The following is a 20,387-nucleotide window of genomic DNA, read 5'->3' on the forward strand; positions in this document are numbered from 1 at the left end:
TAAAAAAAGAACAGCTCTTAGTGATTAGGATGGGAGTTTGAACTATTTTACAGGGAGAGCTTTAGTGGAGTAATTGCCGCGTTTGAAGTCTCCCACTTGGCCCATGCGTGGATAGGAAACTAGGAAGTTTTTATCATCAACTAAATTGAAGATATAATGCGTACTTCCTTCTGGCAGTTCGGCAAAGACTTTACCATCGCCGACAGTTGCATCCATACGATTCCATTCCTCAGAACCTTGGCCACCATTAGTCGTATACATTAGATAAGCTTTATCTATTTTGTTGCCCCTAGTTTTATATTCCACCCAAACCTTGCGACCTTTACGTCCTTCAGATTTCACAATTGGAGTGTTTTTGATGCCTGGTAAAGGATTTTTAAAGTAGGGGTTTTTGTAGGGGTAATCAGCATCCATTTCATCGAGTCTTTCCTGAAGAAGACGATTCATTTCTTGTGCTCTTTCGGGGAATCGAGTCGCTAAATTTTTACTTTCTTCTATATCAACTCGTTCACCCTTTTTATCATAGAGTTGGTAGAGTTCGAGAGGCGGCTTGTTGGGTTGATAATTGCGAATGATTTTCCAGCCATCAAGACGAAAAGTTGAGTGCATGGAGGCACTATTTGGGAAGTGATGCATAACGGAATTGCGGACTTCGCCATTAGCGTCTGTGACTAAAGCAGGCTCGGTAGGATCTTTTGTGAGCAGGGTAGAAAGATCAATGCCATCGAAGTGTAAATTTGCGGGCTTCGCAGTTTCCGTCCAACTGAGAATAGTAGGAAAAAGGTCCATGCCATTGGCGATAACGTCGGTTTGAACATCGGCAGGGATCTTTGGGCCGCTGATAAGCAATGGTACACGGGTTCCACCTTCTTGAGCATTGATCTTGCCTTTGTCGAGAGGATAGTTGTCGGTAATCACTTCACCTGGGTGACCTTCCATGCCGCCATTATCAGAAGTGAAAATGATGTAGGTGTTTTCAATGAGTTTGTGGCCGGGCCAGCGAGGATCATCGGTTTCTTTTAGGTAAGTAAAGATTTGTCCGACATAATAATCGAGCATTTCAATCATTGCCGCGTAATAGGGGTTTTGCTGACCAGGTAGATCCCAACCCTTGGGGTCTTTTGGAAATTCGATACCGAGTTTTTTGCAGTACTTTTCCAAAAGAGGAAGGCTACGTGTATGAATGGGAGTGTGAACGAGCCAAGTAGCGTAATAGAGGAAAAAGGGCTTGTCTTTATTATCTTTTATAAAGTTGAGGGCATCGACATTATTTTGATGGAAGGGAAAGTTATTTTCGTCGAGGCGGAAGGGGTCATCTTTTGCGTGAGTCGCAAAACCTTCGAGTCGATTTTTTCTGCCTCCAGTGGCACCACGTGAACTGCGAGTGAAATCAAAGCCGTGATCTTTGGGTTGGGGGTAGGCGTGGTGATCAATGGCAATATGCCACTTACCTACATGACCCGTGTAATAACCATTAGTCTTGAGTACTTCGGGGATGATAGTATTTGAAATAGGGAGACGGCCACGGTACCAAGGAGCAATCATGGACCAAGCTTTTTCATGATTGGGAATGGGGGGAGCGCCACCGACAACATGGGGGCGTTTGAGACGGGCGGGGTGTTGTCCCGCTAGAATGGCGCCGCGGCTTGGTGCACAAGTTGGGGCAGGGGAATAAGCTTGCCAAAACATGACCCCCTCAGTGGCGAGTCGGTCAAGGTTGGGAGTTTCGTAGGGTGAGGGTTCGTCGATGTCGTAACATTTTACATCTTGCCAACCCAAATCATCTGTAAGGATGAGGAGGACATTGGGTTTGGGACGTTCGTTTGCAAATAGTGAGCAAGTTAAAATTAAACTTGTGAGTAAAAATGCTTTCATAAATAGCTTCCAAATTGTTTTACTTAACTAACAACTGGAAATCTTTTTTGAAACAAAATTATGAAAATATGAAGCAATTTGTATGTGCAGTAGCTACACTTTTTATAAAGGTAGCCTGTGTAGTTCAACACTTATTCTAGTAAAGGCTCTTGATGAACATGTAAGCTGAACCATCGTGAGGATTTAAACTATTTTCAGGCCAAGGAATCATATCACCCCTTTTAATATATAGCTTATCCATAATCACTGAGATTTTATTTTGTTCTTTATCAAGAATTTTAGATCCGCGATTATCCCAAGAAACCCAGGTGTTGGCTAAGCAAGGGGCCTTATCAAGAAAAGGATCAAAAAGCAAGGATCTATTCAGTTATTAACGTTTTTTAAATTTCCATATATTCATTATTTTTTATTGAGTTCTTCGAGTGTCCAAGGAGTTTTACGTTTGGCATGCTTTTTTCTGACATTACGGATCTCACGATCCGTAATCAGTTCTGCAGAATTACCCCATGAGTTACGTATGTAAGTCAAGACTTGTGCGAGGTACTGATCTTTGTGAGACGCGAGGGATTCCATTGCACCTGGGTAGGTTTTACCATCCACGGGACCAGCTAAGCCATGCAGAGCAATTTTGATGAGTGTATCTTTTTTACCGAGAACGCGTGCCGAAGCTTTAAGTGGAGGGGCAAGAGTCGTTTGTGTGCCGGCCATTGGTGTTCCTTCTCCATTGGCGCCGTGACATGCAAAACAGAGGGATTTGTAATGTTTTTCGCCTTGCGTCATGATCTTTTTAAAGACGGGGCCTTTGCCTTTGAGTGCATCCATTTTTTCACGGTGCTTGCGATAGGCTTCTTTCTCTCTATCCCATTGTGCAAAGTGATGCTTAAGCTCAATGTCTTCTTTATGACTTAGCATCATTTTCTGTAATTCAGGATTTAAATGATGTTGAGCATATTTTTTGGTACTTAAGAATGCTTGTGATAAAACTGTACTAGACTTTGAGCTTTTAAAAAGGTCTTTGTAGACAGCTAAAATTTGGGGATTCCCAGCTTTTAATAAAGGATCAGCCGTACGCAATACATGAGTCACATAACGCTCATCATTAGATTTTAACTGCTGTAAAATAAAGGGAGTATCCAGTGCTTGGAGTCCATCGAGGGTCCATAGGAGCTCGATTTTTTCTTGAGTATTTTGCGAAGCTTGTAAAGCTGATTTCAGTTGTGGAACAATGGCTTTGTCATTCCTAAGGATTAATACTTTCCTTGCGGTACTTCTCATCCATCCATTTTTATGAGCAAGGATTTTAATAATTTCATTGGAACTCTTGCTTAGCATTTCCGGACGAGCATTTTTTACTGAATAGTTCTCGGGAATGAGGCGGTAAATACGCCCGCGTTGTATGGTTTTTGCTAAACCATATTGGTCGATAATTCCCCGTAAATAGGATCCCTTTTTAGTCCAGTTACCTTCTTGGATAATGCCGCGATACATATCGACGATATAGAGTGCACCGTCAGGTCCGGTTTTTAAATTGACGGGGCGAAAATTGGGATCAGTCGAACGAATGAATTCTGAGTTTGGAGCGACATTACGCATCTGTTTAAAGCCGAGAGAAGTATCGACTTTCGCCATGCGAATAAGGCGGCCTACGGGCTCCGCCACAAGGTAGTTACCATAAAATTCGGGCATGAGTTCACCTCTATAAACGGTGTGGCCACAGGCGGCGGTCATATGATTTAAGGTGTCATTATCACGTAGTCTGCGTCTGCCACCTTGGGTATCGGGAATATTATCGATGGGCCAGACAGTATTGAAATCTTTTTCGAGCTCATCCGGGAATTTTGATGCGCCATAGATGATGGGGTACTGGAAGAATTCAAAACTTTTTTCTGCTCCAGAAAAACCCACAGCAAAATTGCCGTCGTCATCGTGGTGCAGTCCCCATTGGCCATTGAGGTAGCCATAATTCGATTTTTCGACTTTGCCATCGATCATTCTAAAGCGCTCACCTGCTTTGGTCATGTATATCCAGTTATCAACATTCCAAATAAGACCACTGGGTTGGTGCTCCAGGTTACCGCCTCTTGGGCCACCTTTAAACCAAAGCTTCTTTTCGTCTGCAGTTCCATCGCCATTAGTGTCGCGGTAGGAGTAGATATCTAAAGTATTCGTTTCGCAAACGAGGATGCGATCGTCGAGCGGGAGGATCATTCGCGGCAACATGAGGCCGTCGATAAATACTGACGATTTATCCATAGTTCCATCACCATCTGTATCGGTAAGTTTCATGACGCGGCTCGTTTTTTCAAACTGGCCCGTAGCATCGGCATCCTGCATATATGTTTTCATCTCAATGACATACATATCCCCATTAGCGTCCCAGACACAATCGACGGGTTCGCTAATCATTGGTTCAGAGGCCACTACTTGGAGCTTATAACCTTTGGGGACTTGAATCGTTTTGATGGCTTCTTCAGGTGAGAGGGGTTTAACCTGATCATAAAGAGCATTGCCATCTTGGGCGAAAAGAGGGGAGCATAGGAAGCTAAGAGTAAGAAGTTTTTTGAGCATGAATTAACCGAATTTAAAATTTTGAGATCTATTTACTATTATACTATAAACCGATAAAATGACATATATGTTACAATTTATGATATTTTATTTACATCATAGCGATGATATGATTTACTTAGTGGTATCCCATTTACTTCCAAGTACCTTGGACTCATTGGCAATTGAGCCATCATTCTTCACAAGAGATTTATATGTTAAAAAAAATGCCGCCTCTACAAATAGAGTGACGGCATTAGTAAAGACTAAAAAATGGACTACTGAGTCATGACTCGGACTTTACTTATTTTGCCAAATAGGGCTGCTCCTTTAGAGGCTTGTTCTGAGATCTCACCCTTGGGGTCACAGTGAATAATGCGATGACCATAAGTACCTTTCAGGTAATCGAAGCTATTGGCATCATCTTCATAGAGTGCATAAGTCGCGGCTTTTTTACCGTAGAGGCGAAGTTCTAAATCATGGCCGAAAGCTTCGCGACTATTGTTAATATTATCACTGAGCATGGGGATGATGGAACCCTCTTTCACAAAGAGTGGGATGCGGTTTTTGAGTTCTTCTGCAGTAACTTTGATCGTTTTATTATTGCCCATGAATTTTCCCGTGTAGAAACAATACCAGTTACCAGCGGGTAAACGCACACTACGCACTGAATGTTGCTCTTCATAAAAAGGCGCGACCATGATTGAAGGACCACACATGTATTGATCGTTTTTCTCGATGATTTGCCCCATTGCGTAGGGGTTGGTTTCGCTATCGAGTTTGCCCGCAATGACTTTACTCTTTGCTTCACCAAAGCCATTCTCAAGAATCATGGCTCTAAAGGGTGGAATACCCTTTAAATGATAATCGGCGAAGGAAGTATAGAGATAGGGTAGGAGGCGCATACGTAAGTTGATGACATCTCGCACGGGTTCAGTTACGTCTTTGTGAGTCCAGGGCTTAGCTCCCGTTGCCCAGGCATTGAGCATGGCCATGGGGGAGAAGCAAACCGTTTGAATGCGATTGAGCCATTCTCTACCATTGCGAGCTCCGCGAGCTTCAGGTGACCATAGGATGCCTCCGAGACTTGCCGCAGAGATTCCCGTGATGTATTCAGCGTGATTGTAGGAATCTGAGTAGAGCACATAGGGAAGGGCCGAAGCGGCACCATTACTGGAGCGGACGAGGCCGTATGTACGGGTATTATGTTTTTTAAAGAGGTCAGTATAAAACATTTTTTGCATGAGCATGCCGTAAGTTTGACGCATGGACTCTGCGGACACTCCCGACGGGAAGGTGGCATGATCGGGCCATAGCCAATGATCGTAACCATCGACTTCATCAATTTTGTAGCCACTGACGCCAATGCTGACGTGGTCGCGATAATGCTGTTCTGTAATAAGCTCGCGAGCTTCTTTTTGATTATAATCAGGAACAATACCTAACCACACTAAATGAGAGCCGGCATGAGGGTACATATCTTTGTATATTTTTGCATCTTTTGACATGTAAGGATTTTCCCAAAGGTTGAGGCGAACCCCTTTGCTGAGCATGTCTTGGGTGAACTTTTTGGGATCGGGGAAACGTTCAGTTTGCCATTCAAAAGTACAGGGGTAGGACTTGGTCATCCAGCCTGGCTCAAGGCCGAGTACATCGAGGGGGATATTATGCTTTTCAAAATCAGCCACTTCCTGACGGCATTCTTCTTCATTGAAGGCAGCAGGAACGCGATGCCAAAAGCCCAGGCCCCAGAGTGGTGGTAAAGTCCCGCCACCGCAGTAGAGATTATAACGTTGGACAACTTCAAGCATGGTTTTGCCCGAAAAAATTAAGACTTCTAAACCTTCGGCATCAACGAGGGCTTCAACCGCATCGGCGGAAGGAAGTGCTTGCCAAGGACCAGGCTGTTTATCTTTTTGACTCGGGGGAGGATTGCGATCAACTTCTGGCGGATTAGTCAAGGCATCCTTGCGATTGCCTAATTGATTATAAACCTTGAGGTAACGCGCGGTATTAAAGAAAACGCCATAACCTTTGCTAGAGATGTAAAAAGGAACCGGAGCATGAGTTCTTCCGCCACCGAGTTTCCAGTGATCGACTTTGAGTTCAAGAACTTTCTTGGATGATTTAATATTTTTCATCTGCAGACCAAAGCCATAGATTTTTTCATCTGCGGAGCAAGGAATGCGCACCATGATTTTGCCATCAGCGCTTTTCAAAGTTTTGATTGCGGACTCCGCAAAAGGGAACTTGCTTTGACCGATTTGATTAATGGCTTTGATACGTGGTTTTTCAGCTGCTAAATCAGTGTAGCGAAGTTCCGCATCGGCATTTCCGAGCTCAAGCTTCCAGGTACCGGCAGCAGGTTGTTGCCATTTTGAGGCACTACTGAGGTCGCTTTTATCACCATTTAGAGCCATGAGTGATAGGCCAAAGCCAGTGAGCAAAGTGAATAATTTCATAAAGATTCCTGTTGTTTTGAAATATAAGTACCTAAATCAACAGGATCTTTCACGAAAGTGATACAAAAAAATGAATTTTTTAAGCTTTTTAACGAAGATAAGGGGCTGATGATTTCAGAATGATCTTTAAGGAGATTTTTTTCTCGGCATCATCCTCAAGGATTAAGAGCAGAAGTTTCTTAATATTATTCATTGGATCCCGATATTAGCTATGCTTATAAATGAGTCTAAGAATTATTTAGTCGCTTTAGGGTCGCTGTAAACGATATAGTTATTTTGGTCGATAAGCATAAAGCGATAGGCCTCTACAGAAGTAGGAATTTTAGCCTTGATGGAAGTCGCATCGGGAGTCAATTCGAGTGCAATTTTGATTCCAATTTTAGGCACATTTTCCGATACTGGCTTAGAGTTACCTCTATGTTTAACTTTTGCAGAACCAATCTTGGGAAGGTAAATGATATAAGCTTCTTGCAGTTTAGTACCAGAAGCTTTTATGCTAAGAGAAGCACTACCTGCGGCTGAATTAAAGGTTTCATTTTCAATGACCACGGGCTGAGTTTCTTTTTGAGAATACTTTGGGTTCAGATAAGGTCCCTTTGCATTATTTTCTGCGAGTTGACGATCTAGTTTTTTAGATAGCTTTTCAACTATGGAAGCGTATTCTGGATCATCAGCCAAGTTAATATTTTCTTCAATATCTGCGTAATCGCCATTTTTATACAGTCGATAAAGAGCGTAGTCATTAGTTTGGTATTGCTTGTAAAGTTTAAAATCACCTTCGCGGATGGCTGATTTCATACTCTCTCCATTATGTGGAAAATGCCAGAAAAGGTTTTCTCGCTCAATGCCATCTTGATCGAGAATTTTTTCGCTTTCACCCATTAAAACGGGAGTAAGATCAAGACCACTTAATTCATTTTTATCTTTAGTGGAGATTTCTGATTTTGTAAGAGTTAGAATAGAGGGGAAGAAATCCAATTGATTTACTAAATCATTGACGACACGGTTGCCTTTAATGCCTGGGCCAGAAATTAAAGTAGTGACGCGAATACCACCTTCTTCGGTATATTTCTTGCCGTTTTTTAGGGGGAAGTTATCAGAAATAATTTCTTTAGCTTTCTTTTCAGCACCACCATTATCAGAAGAAAGAAAAATATAGGTGGTCTCGACGAGCTTTTTTCCTGGGTGACGAGGATCATCGGTTTGTTCAAGGAACTTGACAACACGGCCCAGACTCCAGTCTACTGTGGTAACCATAGCACCAAAGTAGGGATTGTTTTGCCCTGGAATTTTCATATCGCCCTTTTTAGGAGGGAAGGGCTGTCCCATTTTATCACAGTAGTACTCGAGTAGTTCACCATTGCGAGTTAAAACGGGCCAGTGACACATCCAGTGACAGAGGTTCAAAAAGAAGGGGTCTTGCTTATTATCATCCATGAATTTTATGGCTGATTCAGTTACTTGGTCGTAGGGGTAAGAGATGCCCTTTGGTTTCTTGGTACTGAAAGGAGGATACTTTGTTTTGCTGAGGGGGTATTTTTTATCCTTTGCAGTAGCAAAATCCTTGGTGCGATCGTCCATGCCACGGTGAATTCCACGGTCTTGATCTACGAAATCAAAACCATAACTAGCCGATGTTAAACCCGTGTGCCACTTACCAGAGTGACCCGTACGGTAACCATTAGCTTTGAGGACATCGGCAATCGTCAGTAACTTGATATCTAAATGCGAATCCAGGTAGGGTGAGCTTAATTTAGTATTCTTATCGGGTATAAGGACTTTACCTAAGTCGACATGGGTCATGCCGTTTTTGGCGGGATGGAGTCCAGTGATAATGGCGGCGCGAGAAGCGGAGCAAGTGGGAGCAGGGGAATAAGCTTGAGGAAAATTAATCCCAGCTTCGGCTAGTTTGACAATGTTGGGAGTATCGTAGGGGCAGGGTTCGCCGATGTCATTGAGTTGAACATCTTGCCAGCCGAGGTCATCGACATAGAATATAATGATATTCGGTTTTTCGATAGCGTAACTATTAGCGGAGAATAATAGAGCAAGGCTAGCGGTCTGGATGAATTTTTTAATCATAATGGGGAAGCCCTTCAATCTTAAGTTGAATTAAAAATGTTTATAATATCAATTAACAATTTTTTTCTTTCGAGCGAAACAATTATAGATTTTATATAGCAAGAAATGTATATAATTTATTAAGCCTCCCTTAACAAAATCATTCATGTTTTGAGCCTAAATAAAGAGCTCGCACTTGTTATCAGTGTGTTTTCTAACTTTTTCTAAAAGGCTTTAATTCCCGCTGTTATTTTCAATGCAAATGACTTCTTTCATGGTGTGTGTATAAAGTCGTCCCTTGGAGTGTGAAAAAGTACTTAAAGTCCAAGTTTTGTTGGCTTCACCTAAATCATTAACCGCAACTAAAGCTTCGCCATTATTAAAACCTTTTGTGGTGTCAATCACATAAACAGTACCAGTAACCACAGGGATGATGAGGTGTTTGCCCACTAAAATTGGACTCGCTGAGCATAGATGACCAAAACCTGCTCCATCGTGACCTTTAGCGCCGATTTTTAAACCCTTTTGATTAACAGGAACATTTTTCACTTTTTTAATAGAGTTAATGAAGACATTTTCCTGAGCACTTTTGGGACTTGCGATGAGCTGAGCTGGAAGTTCTAAATACTCCATCGAGCCAGTTTCTAGGTTTACTTTGCCTAAGTAAGGAGCGCTAAAAGATAAGAAGTAATAATCATTTCCCACCAGAATTTCGGTGTTGTAAGTAAGTTTTCTTGGGCCTTTTGACGATATACTTTCTTTCGTGCTTTCCTTTCCTTTACGATGAACGGTAACATCATCAATGATACTCACTTTACGCAAGATCTCACCAGAATCTGTGCTAAGCACCTGACAATCAGTACCGATAATGAGTGGGATAAAGTCTTTATTCCAATGAACGTTCGCCATGGTGAAAAGCCCTTTTATTGGCTTGGACCAAATTTCTTCTCCTTCCTTGCCCTCGTCTAAGCTCATTAGTGTGATTCCAGCTGGGTTTTCAACAGGAGCATGGGGGCCACCGCGTTGTTGGACGAGTGCTTGGGTACCATCTTTAAGGGTGTTTAATACGGGGTTGCAGTGAACCACGGTACCAGTTTTTTCGCGCCATAAGACTTTGCCGGTATTTTTATCAATGCCATGAACATAAGTCCAGAAGCCCTTGTCTTTAGCCGCTTCAGCTTTTTTCTTATTGTCTTTTCGTGGAATACTGGTGAACTCTTCTTTTTTATCTGCCATTTCAACATAGAGAATCGTATCACCTACAAAAAAGGGTTCTGCTTGACGGTTTTTGTGCATGTAACGAGGTTTGAAATCGCGCACCCACTGCTCATTACCATCCATGTCATAGCAGGCCATACGTCCACAGCGGTTAAAAAACCAAACTTTTTCACCATCACATAAGGGCGCAAAAACGGTTGCATCTGAAAAGCCATTGGCGATATCAATGATTACGGAACCAGGTAGATCCTTGGTCCAAAGAACTTCGCCAGTTTCCGCATCCATGCAGTAAGCAATGATATCAGTAACTGAAGTTTTTTCTTCTATGGAATTAATGGGCTTGTGAACAGTGGTGAAGACCTTATTGCCCCATACGGTAACAGCAGCTTGGCCAGCCTCGGGCATTGGCGTGCGCCACTTAATATTTTCATTGCGCACAACACTCCATTTTTTGGGAGCGTTTCCCTCAACTTGGTAATTCGCATTAGGGCCAGACGCTTGAGGCCAATTTTGTCCAAAAGTACTTAAACTCAAACCAGCAAGAAGAAACAGCTTAGTGAAACTCGTGATTTTATTCCCATGACTAAATAATGATTTTCTATATGGTACTCGGTATAACACTTGAATCTTGCACTTACTAAAAAAATAATCGCGAATAAAAGTGATTAAGTTGGAAAAATGCTGCTAAATGATTACTTAGACCCAGTAGGTGCCCAAACGGGGCGATAGAAAGTCTATCTTTAAGACCTCAGTTGCATGCGCATGAAAAGCTCGGCGCATTTACTGAAAGTGGGGCGGTCTTCGGCTTTGTAAGCAAGTAAGGATTTAAGGAAAGCAGGAAGCTTATAGCTATCGAAATTTGCGATAAATTTATTGCGTTCAAAATTAATTTGATGGGGATCTTTTTCTGAGAAGGGGTTTTCACCGAGTAAAAAAGTGGCGGCAAGAATCCCCAGTGAATAAACGGCAGAGGCTTCATTATGGGTTTTATTAAAAATCACTTCAGGGGCTAAATAACAAATGGGGATGTAATTATAGCGCGGGTTTAAAGCATGAAGTTTTTCGCGTAGTGCATAATCACATACATAAACTTCACCATCTTTACTGAGCATAATATCTGCCGGTTGAAAAGAGCCAAACAAGCCATGTTCTGCCATGTTTTCCGCAAGCTTACAAATGTGACTTAGTGTGTGAGATGTACGACCTTTTGCTAGGGAACCAAAGGCATCTAAATAAAAATTCATGCGATAAGGAGCATTCGCTCTAGAAAAATAATAAGTAGCGTCATCAAGTGCCACATGTAGTGGAGCTAAGTAATTAGCTACGGTGAATTTTTGGAATTCATCGGCCATTCCCTGTAGGTCTGTAAGGCTAGCATCGGACTGAAGTTTTTCATAGACCGCTACATCACCATAAAAATCATTCTCTTTATCGTAGGCTCTAAAAATGTGAATAAAAAGACTCTCAAAAACCTGCTTATCATAAATGAACAAATTGGTCTCTATGGGTATCCTAAACTTGACTTTACAAGTGGGGCATTGGACCTTTTCGAATAATTCTGTCGACTGGAAATCGGCTGTAGCACCACAGGTCGAGCAGGTGATACTCGTTTGGAATTTTGTTTTCTCCATATACTCGATACGCTGAAGATTATCGTAAGTTTCCTGGGGCGCTAAATTAGATGCTTGAGGTTCAGCCACCTCACTAAGTTCAATTTCGATTTTATCGACTTTTGTTTTGAGGATACTTTTAGGTAGGGTTACGGTGTCGTCGTCAGGCATAATAAGTTAAGTGAAGAAATTAATATTAACAAAATATTAACATTTGTACTTGTGGGTGTCTAGTCCATGACGGTGATAAAATACATGTTTTATTGTAAATTTTAGTTTAATCAAGTTAGTTTTAAACTTGATTAAACATACTTTTTGAGTTATAAGGCGTAGCTCACTCTCTGTCAATACAGACGTGTATATTTAATTACTATTGAGAAAATAAAGAGTGGTCAAAATCACTTCTAAACAAGAGATGTGGAGTATTTAGGGTGGAGATATTCAGGTTATATTATTGGCTGTCTTCCTCGAGGTGACTGATCACAATATTATCTAAAAAGAGCTCGCCAGTTTTTTTACCGCCTAGCATGAGTCCTAACCAGCTAAGGGTATTGATAGGATTAGATTTTATTTCTATCTTTTGCGGATCGTGATCTTTTTGGCGTACTTTAAGAAGAATCGCTTTTTTACTTTGATTGACGGGGATAGTAAGTTCTAAATGGAGCCATTGATCTGGCCTTATATTAAGAGTTTGCTTAGCACAAGTAATAGTACTTGAGGTGATCGCTAAAGACAAAAGCTGAGTTTGTGGTGTCGTGGTATAATCGCGTGCATGAATACTGAGTGCATTGCCATTGGAACTAGGAATAAGTAAGGCACAGTTGAGAATAATGGAACCATTTTTAATTGTTGCGGGACCGCGAAACCATTGATTAAGAGAGGGCATGAATGCGTGTTGAACTGAAGCGGAGTTTTTTACTTTTAAGGATTTTCCTCCAGAGGCTTTTTGGTCGTACCATTCCTGAATACCAGCGACTCCTTTGGGGTCATCGATCTTGAAAGATTTTTCGATTGCGGAAGAGATGCCATTTTCAAAATTATCGGCAAGAAAAATACGCTTGCTTGGTGCTGGACTTATGGCTGCGGAATAAAGGTCGGCAAAATTGAGTTCTGTACTTTCATTCACTTGTGCTAAACCCGCAACTTGGTGCTCCAAATAGCGACTACTAGACATCAGACCTCGAGAGTCTTTGGCAGTAAAAAGGAAAGCTTGTGTTCCAGGGGGGAGCTCTGCTTGAAGTTCATTCTTAATAATTTTTGCGGGAGTAGCAAACCATTTCTTCTCGGGCCAAGTTTTATTGGGATCCAGTGTGTAGAGCAATTCGACCGAGGCAATTTTTGCGGGAGCCGCAAATTTAACTGAGGCTTGATTCGCGTCAGCTTGTGGCTTTTCAAAAGTAATGAGTCCCGGCTTGTTTTTGATGACGGAATCAGCAAAAGCATAACACTCGGGCAAATTCCACACGGGACCATGTCCATGTCCCATCTCTAATTCAAAACGCAGTTGGCCTTTGACCGCATTTGCCGATGCTTGGAAAGCGGGCATATCAAAGTGAAAGTCATTCGTTCCATTCACCCAAAGGGTGGGGTAGTTTACATTTTTGAAATAGGCTGAGCCATCGTAGTATTGATTAACAACGTCGGAATGCTTACCATCATTAATGGCGCGTCCTTGATGCCCCGATGATGAAGGCAGGAAACCACATCCATAACCGGGAATGGCAAATTTAAAGCGCGTGTCCACTCCCATGACTGAAGAAGTTAGATTACCGCCCCAACTGATTCCTGTGAGACCCGTTTGCTCTGGATTAACTTCAGGGAAAGAGCGGATAAGAGAATGGCCGATCATGATTTGTGCCATGGCGTGGTAGTACCATTGTTCTTTGAGTTCTTTATCAAAATCGTGAAAGACACCCACGCGTGAAGGGCCTGGATTAGGAGTCGATTGGCGACCTTTTTTGTCAGGACGATTAAGCGGTATATGTCCTTCTAGATCCATTGAAATAGCGGCGTAGCCGGCATCATTCCACTTTTGAACCCAAGTAGGGAAAGCAGTTCCGCCACCACCGTGAACACAAACTACCGCGGGCCATCCACCTTCGGGAATGGGGCCATTAGGAGCTGAGTAATAGGCAAAGACATCAACGGGCTTTTGCTTATAGGGGATGCTTTGATAAATAATTGACTTCATGCCTTTGGCGGCGGCTAAATCAGTTTCACTCCATTGAGGCTTTGAAAAAAGTTTTTTCATATCCCAAGGGACATCCTGGGCCAGAAGACAAAAATTGAGGGTCAAATATAAGAAAAAGTAAAGAGATTGTTTTGCCGAAATCATAAATTATCCTGTTGAAATACGCTTGTATAAGTAAACAAAATAAAATGGCATGTGCTACATAATTACAAGTGATAATGAGCTTATTATTGCACGATAAATTACTTAAGGATGAATTTGACTCTATGCATCGTTCCTGTAGAACATGCATGAAGCTGACAAAGCAAATTCTTATGCTTCAAGAGGCTGTGTAAATAACAGACATATAGCTCACTTAGGGCTGAAAGTCCGACAGATTGTAGCATGCTACCGTGAGGAGCATGTGCCATGTTCCTAGCAATCAAAAAGGGCCCGATTTTGGGTCCGACACTTTATGCCGGACTCACTAGTGAGCCCTTATTAAGGTTTTTACTAATACCCTGTGGCTCACGCCACAGACTAATCCATGTCGGTGCTTTGCACCTGAAAAAGTATTTTTCACGCAAGCTTTGAAACCATATGCTAAGTGCCTGTGGCACTGTACTCTTTCTATACCACAATATAGCGATACATCCTTACGTGCGTACCGTGTATTATTTACTCATTTTTAAGAGTGGGGGACCCTGGAGGTAATTGAGCGAAACTAAAAATTCATCCACGCGAAGCATGGTCTCTACAAGATCATTGCGGTTAACCCAAATATTAAAGAAGCCATGTTCTTTGTTTTGGTAAATATGTAAATCACATCGTCTGCCTAGTTGAGTCATGATCTGCTCATAACGCTTGGCAGTGGAGACCGGAATGTAAATGTCTTTAGTTCCCAAAATGACAATGCTTGGGGGAGCGTTTTTATCTATATTATCGATGGGAGAAAAGTCTTTCCAGTACTTTTTGACAAGGTCATGAGCAAAGCCTTTCGGACCATTATCAAAGACGGGATTGTAAAGAACAAGTGCATTGGGGATACAGCTGATTTCTTTGTTGTCATCAGCTTCTTCAAAACCTTTGCTAAAAGCAGTTGCCGAAGCAATGTGGCCACCTGCAGAACCTCCACCAGCCGCCAACATATTTGGATCAATACCTAAGTTTGAGGCATTTTCACGTAACCAGCGCATGGCGGACTTTCCATCTTTCACACATTCTTGTGGGCCGGTTTTGTAGGTGTTTATACACCGATACTCTGCCGAAAAGGTGACCATGCCGCGCATGGCTAAATAACGGCATTGGGGATAGAACTGATCGGGAGTTCCACCATACCAACCGCCACCATGAAAAAAGAGAATGGCGGGGCTTTGATTCTCGGGCTTGTGATCTTTTGGAAAAAAGGCATGGATTTTCAGTTGAGTTGCCTGGCCGAGCTTGTTGACTAATTTGTAGTAAAAAGTTTTGTCGGGCTTGAGGCTGAAATCAGCTTGGCCAATTTCATTGGCAGTCCATAGCTTATTATCTAATGGCGGATCATTTTTAGTATCTGCCAACAAAGCATAAGCTAAGAATACTTGGAGGATAAGCCCAGCTTTGATGATGGTATATTTCATATGTTTTCCAAGAATTAGCAAGGCTGGACTAGGCAATGATATCGTGAATCACTTTACGAGGTTCGACGCCAGTGAGTCGCATGTCTAAGCCCTGGTGTTTAATCGAGAATTTTTCGTGATCAATACCAAGTAGGTGTAAAACAGTCGCATTGAAATCATTGATATGAACGGGGTTCTCCACGATGTTGTAAGCGTATTCATCGGTTTTACCATATTCAAAACCTTGCTTGACGCCACCGCCAGCCATCCAGTAAGTAAAGCAACGGCCATGGTGATCTCGACCATGATTATTTTTGCTGAGTTTACCCTGAGAGTAAATCGTACGTCCAAATTCACCGCCCCAGACAACAAGGGTGTCTTCTAATAGTCCGCGACTCTCAAGGTCTTTGAGGAGCCCCATGGATGGTTGGTCAATGAGATTACATTGGCCTTTGAATGATTTTGGTAAATTGCCATGGTGATCCCAGTTTCTGTGGAAGAGTTGAATGAAGCGCACGCCATTCTCACTGAGTTTTCTCGCTTTGATACAGTTATTGGCAAAACTACCTGGCTTCATCACATCGGGACCATAAAGATCGAGTGTCGCTTTTGATTCTTTAGATAAATCTAAAGTGTCAGGCACTTCGGTTTGCATGCGATAAGCCATTTCGTATTGGGCAATACGTGCATCAATTTCAGGGTCGCGAATTTTATCATGATGGTTTTTATTAAAGTTCTTGAGGACATTGAGGAGGTCGCGTCTTGAACCACGTGAAACACCTTGGGGATTATCGAGGTATAAGACCGCTTCTTTACCACTACGGAATTTGACGCCGGCGTGTTTTGATGGAAGTACACCACTGCCCCAGAGTCGAGAATAGAGTGCTTGTGGATTACCGATGCCCTTCGAAATCATAGTGATGTAAGAAGGTAAATTATTGTTTTCGCTACCGATACCATAACTCAACCATGCACCTAAACTGGGGTGACCTACAATTTGACTACCTGTGTTAATATAAGTAATCGCTGGGTCGTGATTTACCGCTTCGGTATTCATTGATTTTACAATGGTGAGTTTATCGACCATTTTAGCGGTATGAGGAAGGTGTTCACAAACCCAAGTACCCATTTGGCCATGACGCTTAAATTCGTGCATGGGAGCCACGACGGGGAATGATTTCTGACCACTCGTCATGCCCGTGATACGCTGGCCATTGCGAACTGAATCGGGGAGTTCAGTGCCGTGGAGTTTTCTCATTTCTGGGTGGAAATCAAAGGAGTCCATATGTGAAGGGCCACCCGACATGAAGAGGTAAATGACTCTTTTTGCCTTGGCGGGGACTTTGGTTCTGAAATCGTGAGTGATGCCACCGGAACTTGCAAATACATTGTTTTGTAAACCACCTAGAGCCATGGCTCCAAGACCAATGCCACTTTTGAGGGCCTGACGTCTATCCATGCGTATATCCATGATAATTACTCCTTGTTAAGGTTTTCGTCTAAATTTAAAACTAGTTGCGCAATGAGCGTCCAGCTCGCGTGTTCACTTAAATCGAGTTGCTCGTTGCGTTTTGTATCGCCCATGTTCAATAGCGATTCAGCAGCTTTAGGATTTTTGCTAAAATCATCAAAACGGCGCTTATAAAATTCTTCGAGAAGTTTGATCTGCTCTTTGTCCAAGGGACGTGCGAGAGCGGTTTCAGCAGCGTAATTCACTTTGTCGGCGAACTTGGGCCCACCTTCTTGTATGATCTTTTCCGCAAAGAAGCGTGCGGCTTCCACAAAGATGGGGTCATTGAGTGTGACCAAGGCCTGTAGAGGTGTGTTGGTTCGCGAACGTTCGATGGTGCATTTCTCACGACTTGGGGCATCAAAAGTCGTCATATTTGGAATGGGTGCAGAACGCTTGTAATAAGTGTAAATACTCTTGCGGTAATTTTTCTCACCCTCATCCTGGACGAAACGTACATTACCCAATAGAGAAACTTCATTCCAAAGTCCTTCTGGCTGATAAGGCTTCACGGATTCTCCGCCAATTTGCGGACTTAGCAAACCCGCCATTTGTAAAGCTGAGTCACGGATATGTTCACCTGCGAGACGGAAGCGGGGTCCACGAGCGTACAGTTTATTATCTTTATCAAGTTCTAAGAGTTCTGCTGAGATGGCGGAATCCTGACGATAAGTTTTTGACATGACGATTTGTTTGAGGGTTCTTTTTACGTCCCAGCCATTATCGCGGAAATCGCTTGCTAACCAATCTAATAAGTCTGGGTGAGTGGGCCAGGAGCCCTGATTACCAAAGTCAGAGGGAGTGACCACTAAACCTTTGCCAAAAAGCATCATCCAGTAGCGGTTGACCGTAACTCGTGCGGTTAAAGGATTTTCAGGATCCATGATCCATTGAGCAAAGGCTAAACGGTTTTTCTCTGAATCAGCTTTTAAAGGAGGAAGAACTTTTGGAACATTAGGAAAGATTTCTTTATCCTTCTTAGGGGAATCATAGGCACCACGATCTAAGATATAAGTTTTTCTCGCTTGGGCTTTAGGCTGGTCTTGCATGATCATGACATTGAGATTCTTAAAGTCATTAAGTGGCTTTATGTAGCCATGTCTAGCCGCTAAAACAGGAGTGAAATTGAGTTTCTTCTCTGTATAGAAAGCCTTCTTTAAATTCATTTCAAAATTCTCATTGGCATTCTTGCTAAATGCGAGGTCCGCATAAGTCAGTTGACTCACTGCGCTAATTTCATTTTCTTGAAGAACGCGATCATAGATCTGCAGTAGGGTAATGGGATTATTAGTATTTTTACCTGCGTCTCGTCTACCGATATTAAAGGTTTGATTATTAACGAACTTGGTCGGGAACTTATCGTGAATCACTTTCTGCGGGAGCAATTTTCCATTGAGGTACATTTTGACCCCAGCAGCTTTTTGACTACCATCGTATGTGACGCTGATATGTTGCCATTTGTTATGCTCTAGTTCTTTTTCAGCATCGACAAAAATGTGTTCTCTGTTGTGATGTCTAATATAGCTAAAGCCGAGCTTGTGGTCTTTGACATAGATTTCCACGCCTTGGGCGTTGTGCTGTTGCGCCTGGCCTACAATGGTATGCTTCTCTTTTTGTGGGGCATATTTCAAATAGAAAGATAATGTGACAGCACTATCTGAATCGAAGAGTTTGGGAATGCTGTTGTAGATGCCATGTCGAATGACCACTGCTTTAGTCTTAGCTACTGGTTTCTTAGTTTTCTCATCGATCTTTTCATCAGGGCCATTCACTACTTGAATGTGTAAGTTTTTGGGAGTTTGTAAGTAGTCATCTTGGGCAAAATCGTAGGCTTCTTCTTTAGATCTAAGTGGGAAGAAATGTTTGAGGCCATTGGGAATAGCTTGTAGTTTTGCCGATTTTTGTACCTGCCATTGTTTGAAGGCCGCCGCATGTTGTTGATGGAATTTTTGAATGTTTGCATCGGCACTAGCAAGCTGAGCTTGGAGTTGTCCGATCATTTTCTTTTGATAGGGATTATTATCAATTTTAATTGTCGGTGCGGCATTACCATTACGGCTTTGCATGCCCGCATCAGCAGCCACATTAAAGAAGGCATACATCTCAAAAAACTCTTCTTGAGAAATGGGATCGTACTTGTGGTCGTGACATTGTGCACACTCAGTTGTTAAGCCGAGCCAGACTTTAGACACCGTGCTCAGGCGGTCAACAGTGTACTCCACACGGTATTCTTCTGGGAAGGCGCCGCCCTCGTCAGTTGTACCATTATTTCTTAAGAAAGCAGTTGCGACTTTTTGATCTAAAGTGGCGTTAGGGATTTGATCACCCGCAATCTGTTCGATGGAGAATTGATCAAAAGCTTTATTATTATTATAGGCATCAATTACCCAATCTCGCCATGGCCACATAGTACGAGGACCATCGGCATGGTATACAGAGGAATCACCATAGCGTGCCATGTCGAGCCAAGGTAGAGCCATACGTTCGCCGTATGCGGGCTTCGCAAGAATCCGATCCACAAGTTTTTCGTAGGCATCATCAGATTTATCATTGATAAATTGATCGATTTCTTTTTGGCTTGGTGGGAGGCCATTGAGGTCATAGGAGAGGCGACGTATGAGTTTGCGCTTAGGTGCCTCAGGACTGGGCTTTAAACCTTTCTCATTAAGTTTCGCCACAATAAAATTATCGATGGGGTTATTGGTCTGGGACTTTTTGACTTTAGGGACCATTGGCTTTCTGATGGGTTCAAAAGCCCAGTGCTTAGACCAAGTGGCGCCTTCTTCGATCCAACGTTTGAAAAGGGCAATCTCATCTTTTGTGAGGGCCGCTTTATGAGACTTGGGTGGAGGCATAATGTCGTCACTATCATCGGTGCTAATGCGGTAGTAGAGTTCGCTTTCTTCAGGATTGCCAGGGATAATCGATGCGATGCCATCGAGGACGCGAAAAGCTCCTTCGGGGCCGTCGGGAATATCGAGGCGTAAGTCGCCTTTGCGTTCCTCTTCATCAGGACCATGACAATGGAAGCAACGATCTGATAAAATGGGTCTAATATCTTTATTGAAATTAACTTTTTTTACGGTTGCTTTCGATTCTGATTTCTCGCTCATCAGCTCGCAGCTTGTTCCTGCTACAAGAAAGCTAATAAGTAAGGCTAGCTTTGTTTTTAACATGAGAATTCACCTTTTTTAATAAATTATATAAAGCGCCATAAAGCCCAAAGGAATTCTGGATGAGTAAAACTCATCAAATAATTGCTTTATGGAGTAAGCTTTGAGTTCTTACTCTGATTATACTCCAAAATGATTGTGGCGTTACAAGATTTGAGCGAAG

11 protein-coding genes are annotated in these 20,387 nt (G+C 42.5%); all 11 read right to left on the bottom strand.

Annotation, left to right across the window (positions count from 1 at the left end; genetic code table 11):
* Positions 1-42: 42 nt before the first annotated feature.
* The 11 genes from PQO01_RS03310 to PQO01_RS03360 all read right to left on the bottom strand — a co-directional run bounded on the left by PQO01_RS03310 (position 43) and on the right by PQO01_RS03360 (position 20,227).
* Positions 43-1,875, bottom strand: a complete 1,833-nt coding sequence (locus PQO01_RS03310) for a sulfatase (protein ID WP_274312622.1) — start codon at positions 1,873-1,875, stop codon at positions 43-45.
* A gap of 136 nt (positions 1,876-2,011) precedes the next feature.
* Complete coding sequence (locus tag PQO01_RS03315; protein ID WP_274312623.1) at positions 2,012-2,230, bottom strand: hypothetical protein; 219 nt, start codon at positions 2,228-2,230, stop codon at positions 2,012-2,014.
* 44 nt (positions 2,231-2,274) lie between these two features.
* Complete coding sequence (locus tag PQO01_RS03320; protein WP_274312624.1) at positions 2,275-4,443, bottom strand: DUF7133 domain-containing protein; 2,169 nt, start codon at positions 4,441-4,443, stop codon at positions 2,275-2,277.
* A 257-nt stretch (positions 4,444-4,700) separates the two neighbouring features.
* Complete coding sequence (locus PQO01_RS03325) at positions 4,701-6,884, bottom strand: glycoside hydrolase family 31 protein (protein WP_274312625.1); 2,184 nt, start codon at positions 6,882-6,884, stop codon at positions 4,701-4,703.
* Between the two features lie 234 nt (positions 6,885-7,118).
* Positions 7,119-8,966, bottom strand: a complete 1,848-nt coding sequence (locus PQO01_RS03330) for a sulfatase-like hydrolase/transferase (RefSeq protein WP_274312626.1) — start codon at positions 8,964-8,966, stop codon at positions 7,119-7,121.
* Positions 8,967-9,179: 213 nt separating this feature from the next.
* On the bottom strand, positions 9,180-10,784 hold the full coding sequence (locus PQO01_RS03335) for an outer membrane protein assembly factor BamB family protein (RefSeq protein WP_274312627.1): 1,605 nt from the start codon (positions 10,782-10,784) through the stop codon (positions 9,180-9,182).
* A 119-nt stretch (positions 10,785-10,903) separates the two neighbouring features.
* A complete protein-coding gene (locus tag PQO01_RS03340; RefSeq protein ID WP_274312628.1) occupies positions 10,904-11,944 on the bottom strand; it encodes a protein kinase domain-containing protein in 1,041 nt (346 codons plus the stop codon).
* A 280-nt stretch (positions 11,945-12,224) separates the two neighbouring features.
* A complete protein-coding gene (locus PQO01_RS03345; protein WP_274312629.1) occupies positions 12,225-14,024 on the bottom strand; it encodes an alpha/beta hydrolase family protein in 1,800 nt (599 codons plus the stop codon).
* A 593-nt stretch (positions 14,025-14,617) separates the two neighbouring features.
* A complete protein-coding gene (locus PQO01_RS03350; protein WP_274312630.1) occupies positions 14,618-15,562 on the bottom strand; it encodes an alpha/beta hydrolase in 945 nt (314 codons plus the stop codon).
* 28 nt (positions 15,563-15,590) lie between these two features.
* Positions 15,591-17,012, bottom strand: a complete 1,422-nt coding sequence (locus PQO01_RS03355) for a DUF1501 domain-containing protein (RefSeq protein ID WP_274312631.1) — start codon at positions 17,010-17,012, stop codon at positions 15,591-15,593.
* Between the two features lie 5 nt (positions 17,013-17,017).
* A complete protein-coding gene (locus tag PQO01_RS03360) occupies positions 17,018-20,227 on the bottom strand; it encodes a DUF1553 domain-containing protein (RefSeq protein WP_274312632.1) in 3,210 nt (1,069 codons plus the stop codon).
* Positions 20,228-20,387: the final 160 nt, after the last annotated feature.

Origin of the sequence: Lentisphaera marina (assembly GCF_028745505.1) — a bacterium.
GTDB classification, from domain to species: domain Bacteria; phylum Verrucomicrobiota; class Lentisphaeria; order Lentisphaerales; family Lentisphaeraceae; genus Lentisphaera; species Lentisphaera marina.

Bases quoted from the DNA above. Each gene is read 5' to 3' on its own strand.
- PQO01_RS03310 (WP_274312622.1), bottom strand. From the start codon at position 1,875: ATGAAAGCATTTTTACTCACAAGTTTAATTTTAACTTGCTCACTATTT.
- PQO01_RS03320 (WP_274312624.1), bottom strand. From the start codon at position 4,443: ATGCTCAAAAAACTTCTTACTCTTAGCTTCCTATGCTCCCCTCTTTTC.
- PQO01_RS03325 (WP_274312625.1), bottom strand. From the start codon at position 6,884: ATGAAATTATTCACTTTGCTCACTGGCTTTGGCCTATCACTCATGGCT.
- PQO01_RS03330 (WP_274312626.1), bottom strand. From the start codon at position 8,966: ATGATTAAAAAATTCATCCAGACCGCTAGCCTTGCTCTATTATTCTCC.
- PQO01_RS03340 (WP_274312628.1), bottom strand. From the start codon at position 11,944: ATGCCTGACGACGACACCGTAACCCTACCTAAAAGTATCCTCAAAACA.
- PQO01_RS03345 (WP_274312629.1), bottom strand. From the start codon at position 14,024: ATGAAAAAACTTTTTTCAAAGCCTCAATGGAGTGAAACTGATTTAGCC.
- PQO01_RS03350 (WP_274312630.1), bottom strand. From the start codon at position 15,562: ATGAAATATACCATCATCAAAGCTGGGCTTATCCTCCAAGTATTCTTA.
- PQO01_RS03355 (WP_274312631.1), bottom strand. From the start codon at position 17,012: ATGGATATACGCATGGATAGACGTCAGGCCCTCAAAAGTGGCATTGGT.
- PQO01_RS03360 (WP_274312632.1), bottom strand. From the start codon at position 20,227: ATGTTAAAAACAAAGCTAGCCTTACTTATTAGCTTTCTTGTAGCAGGA.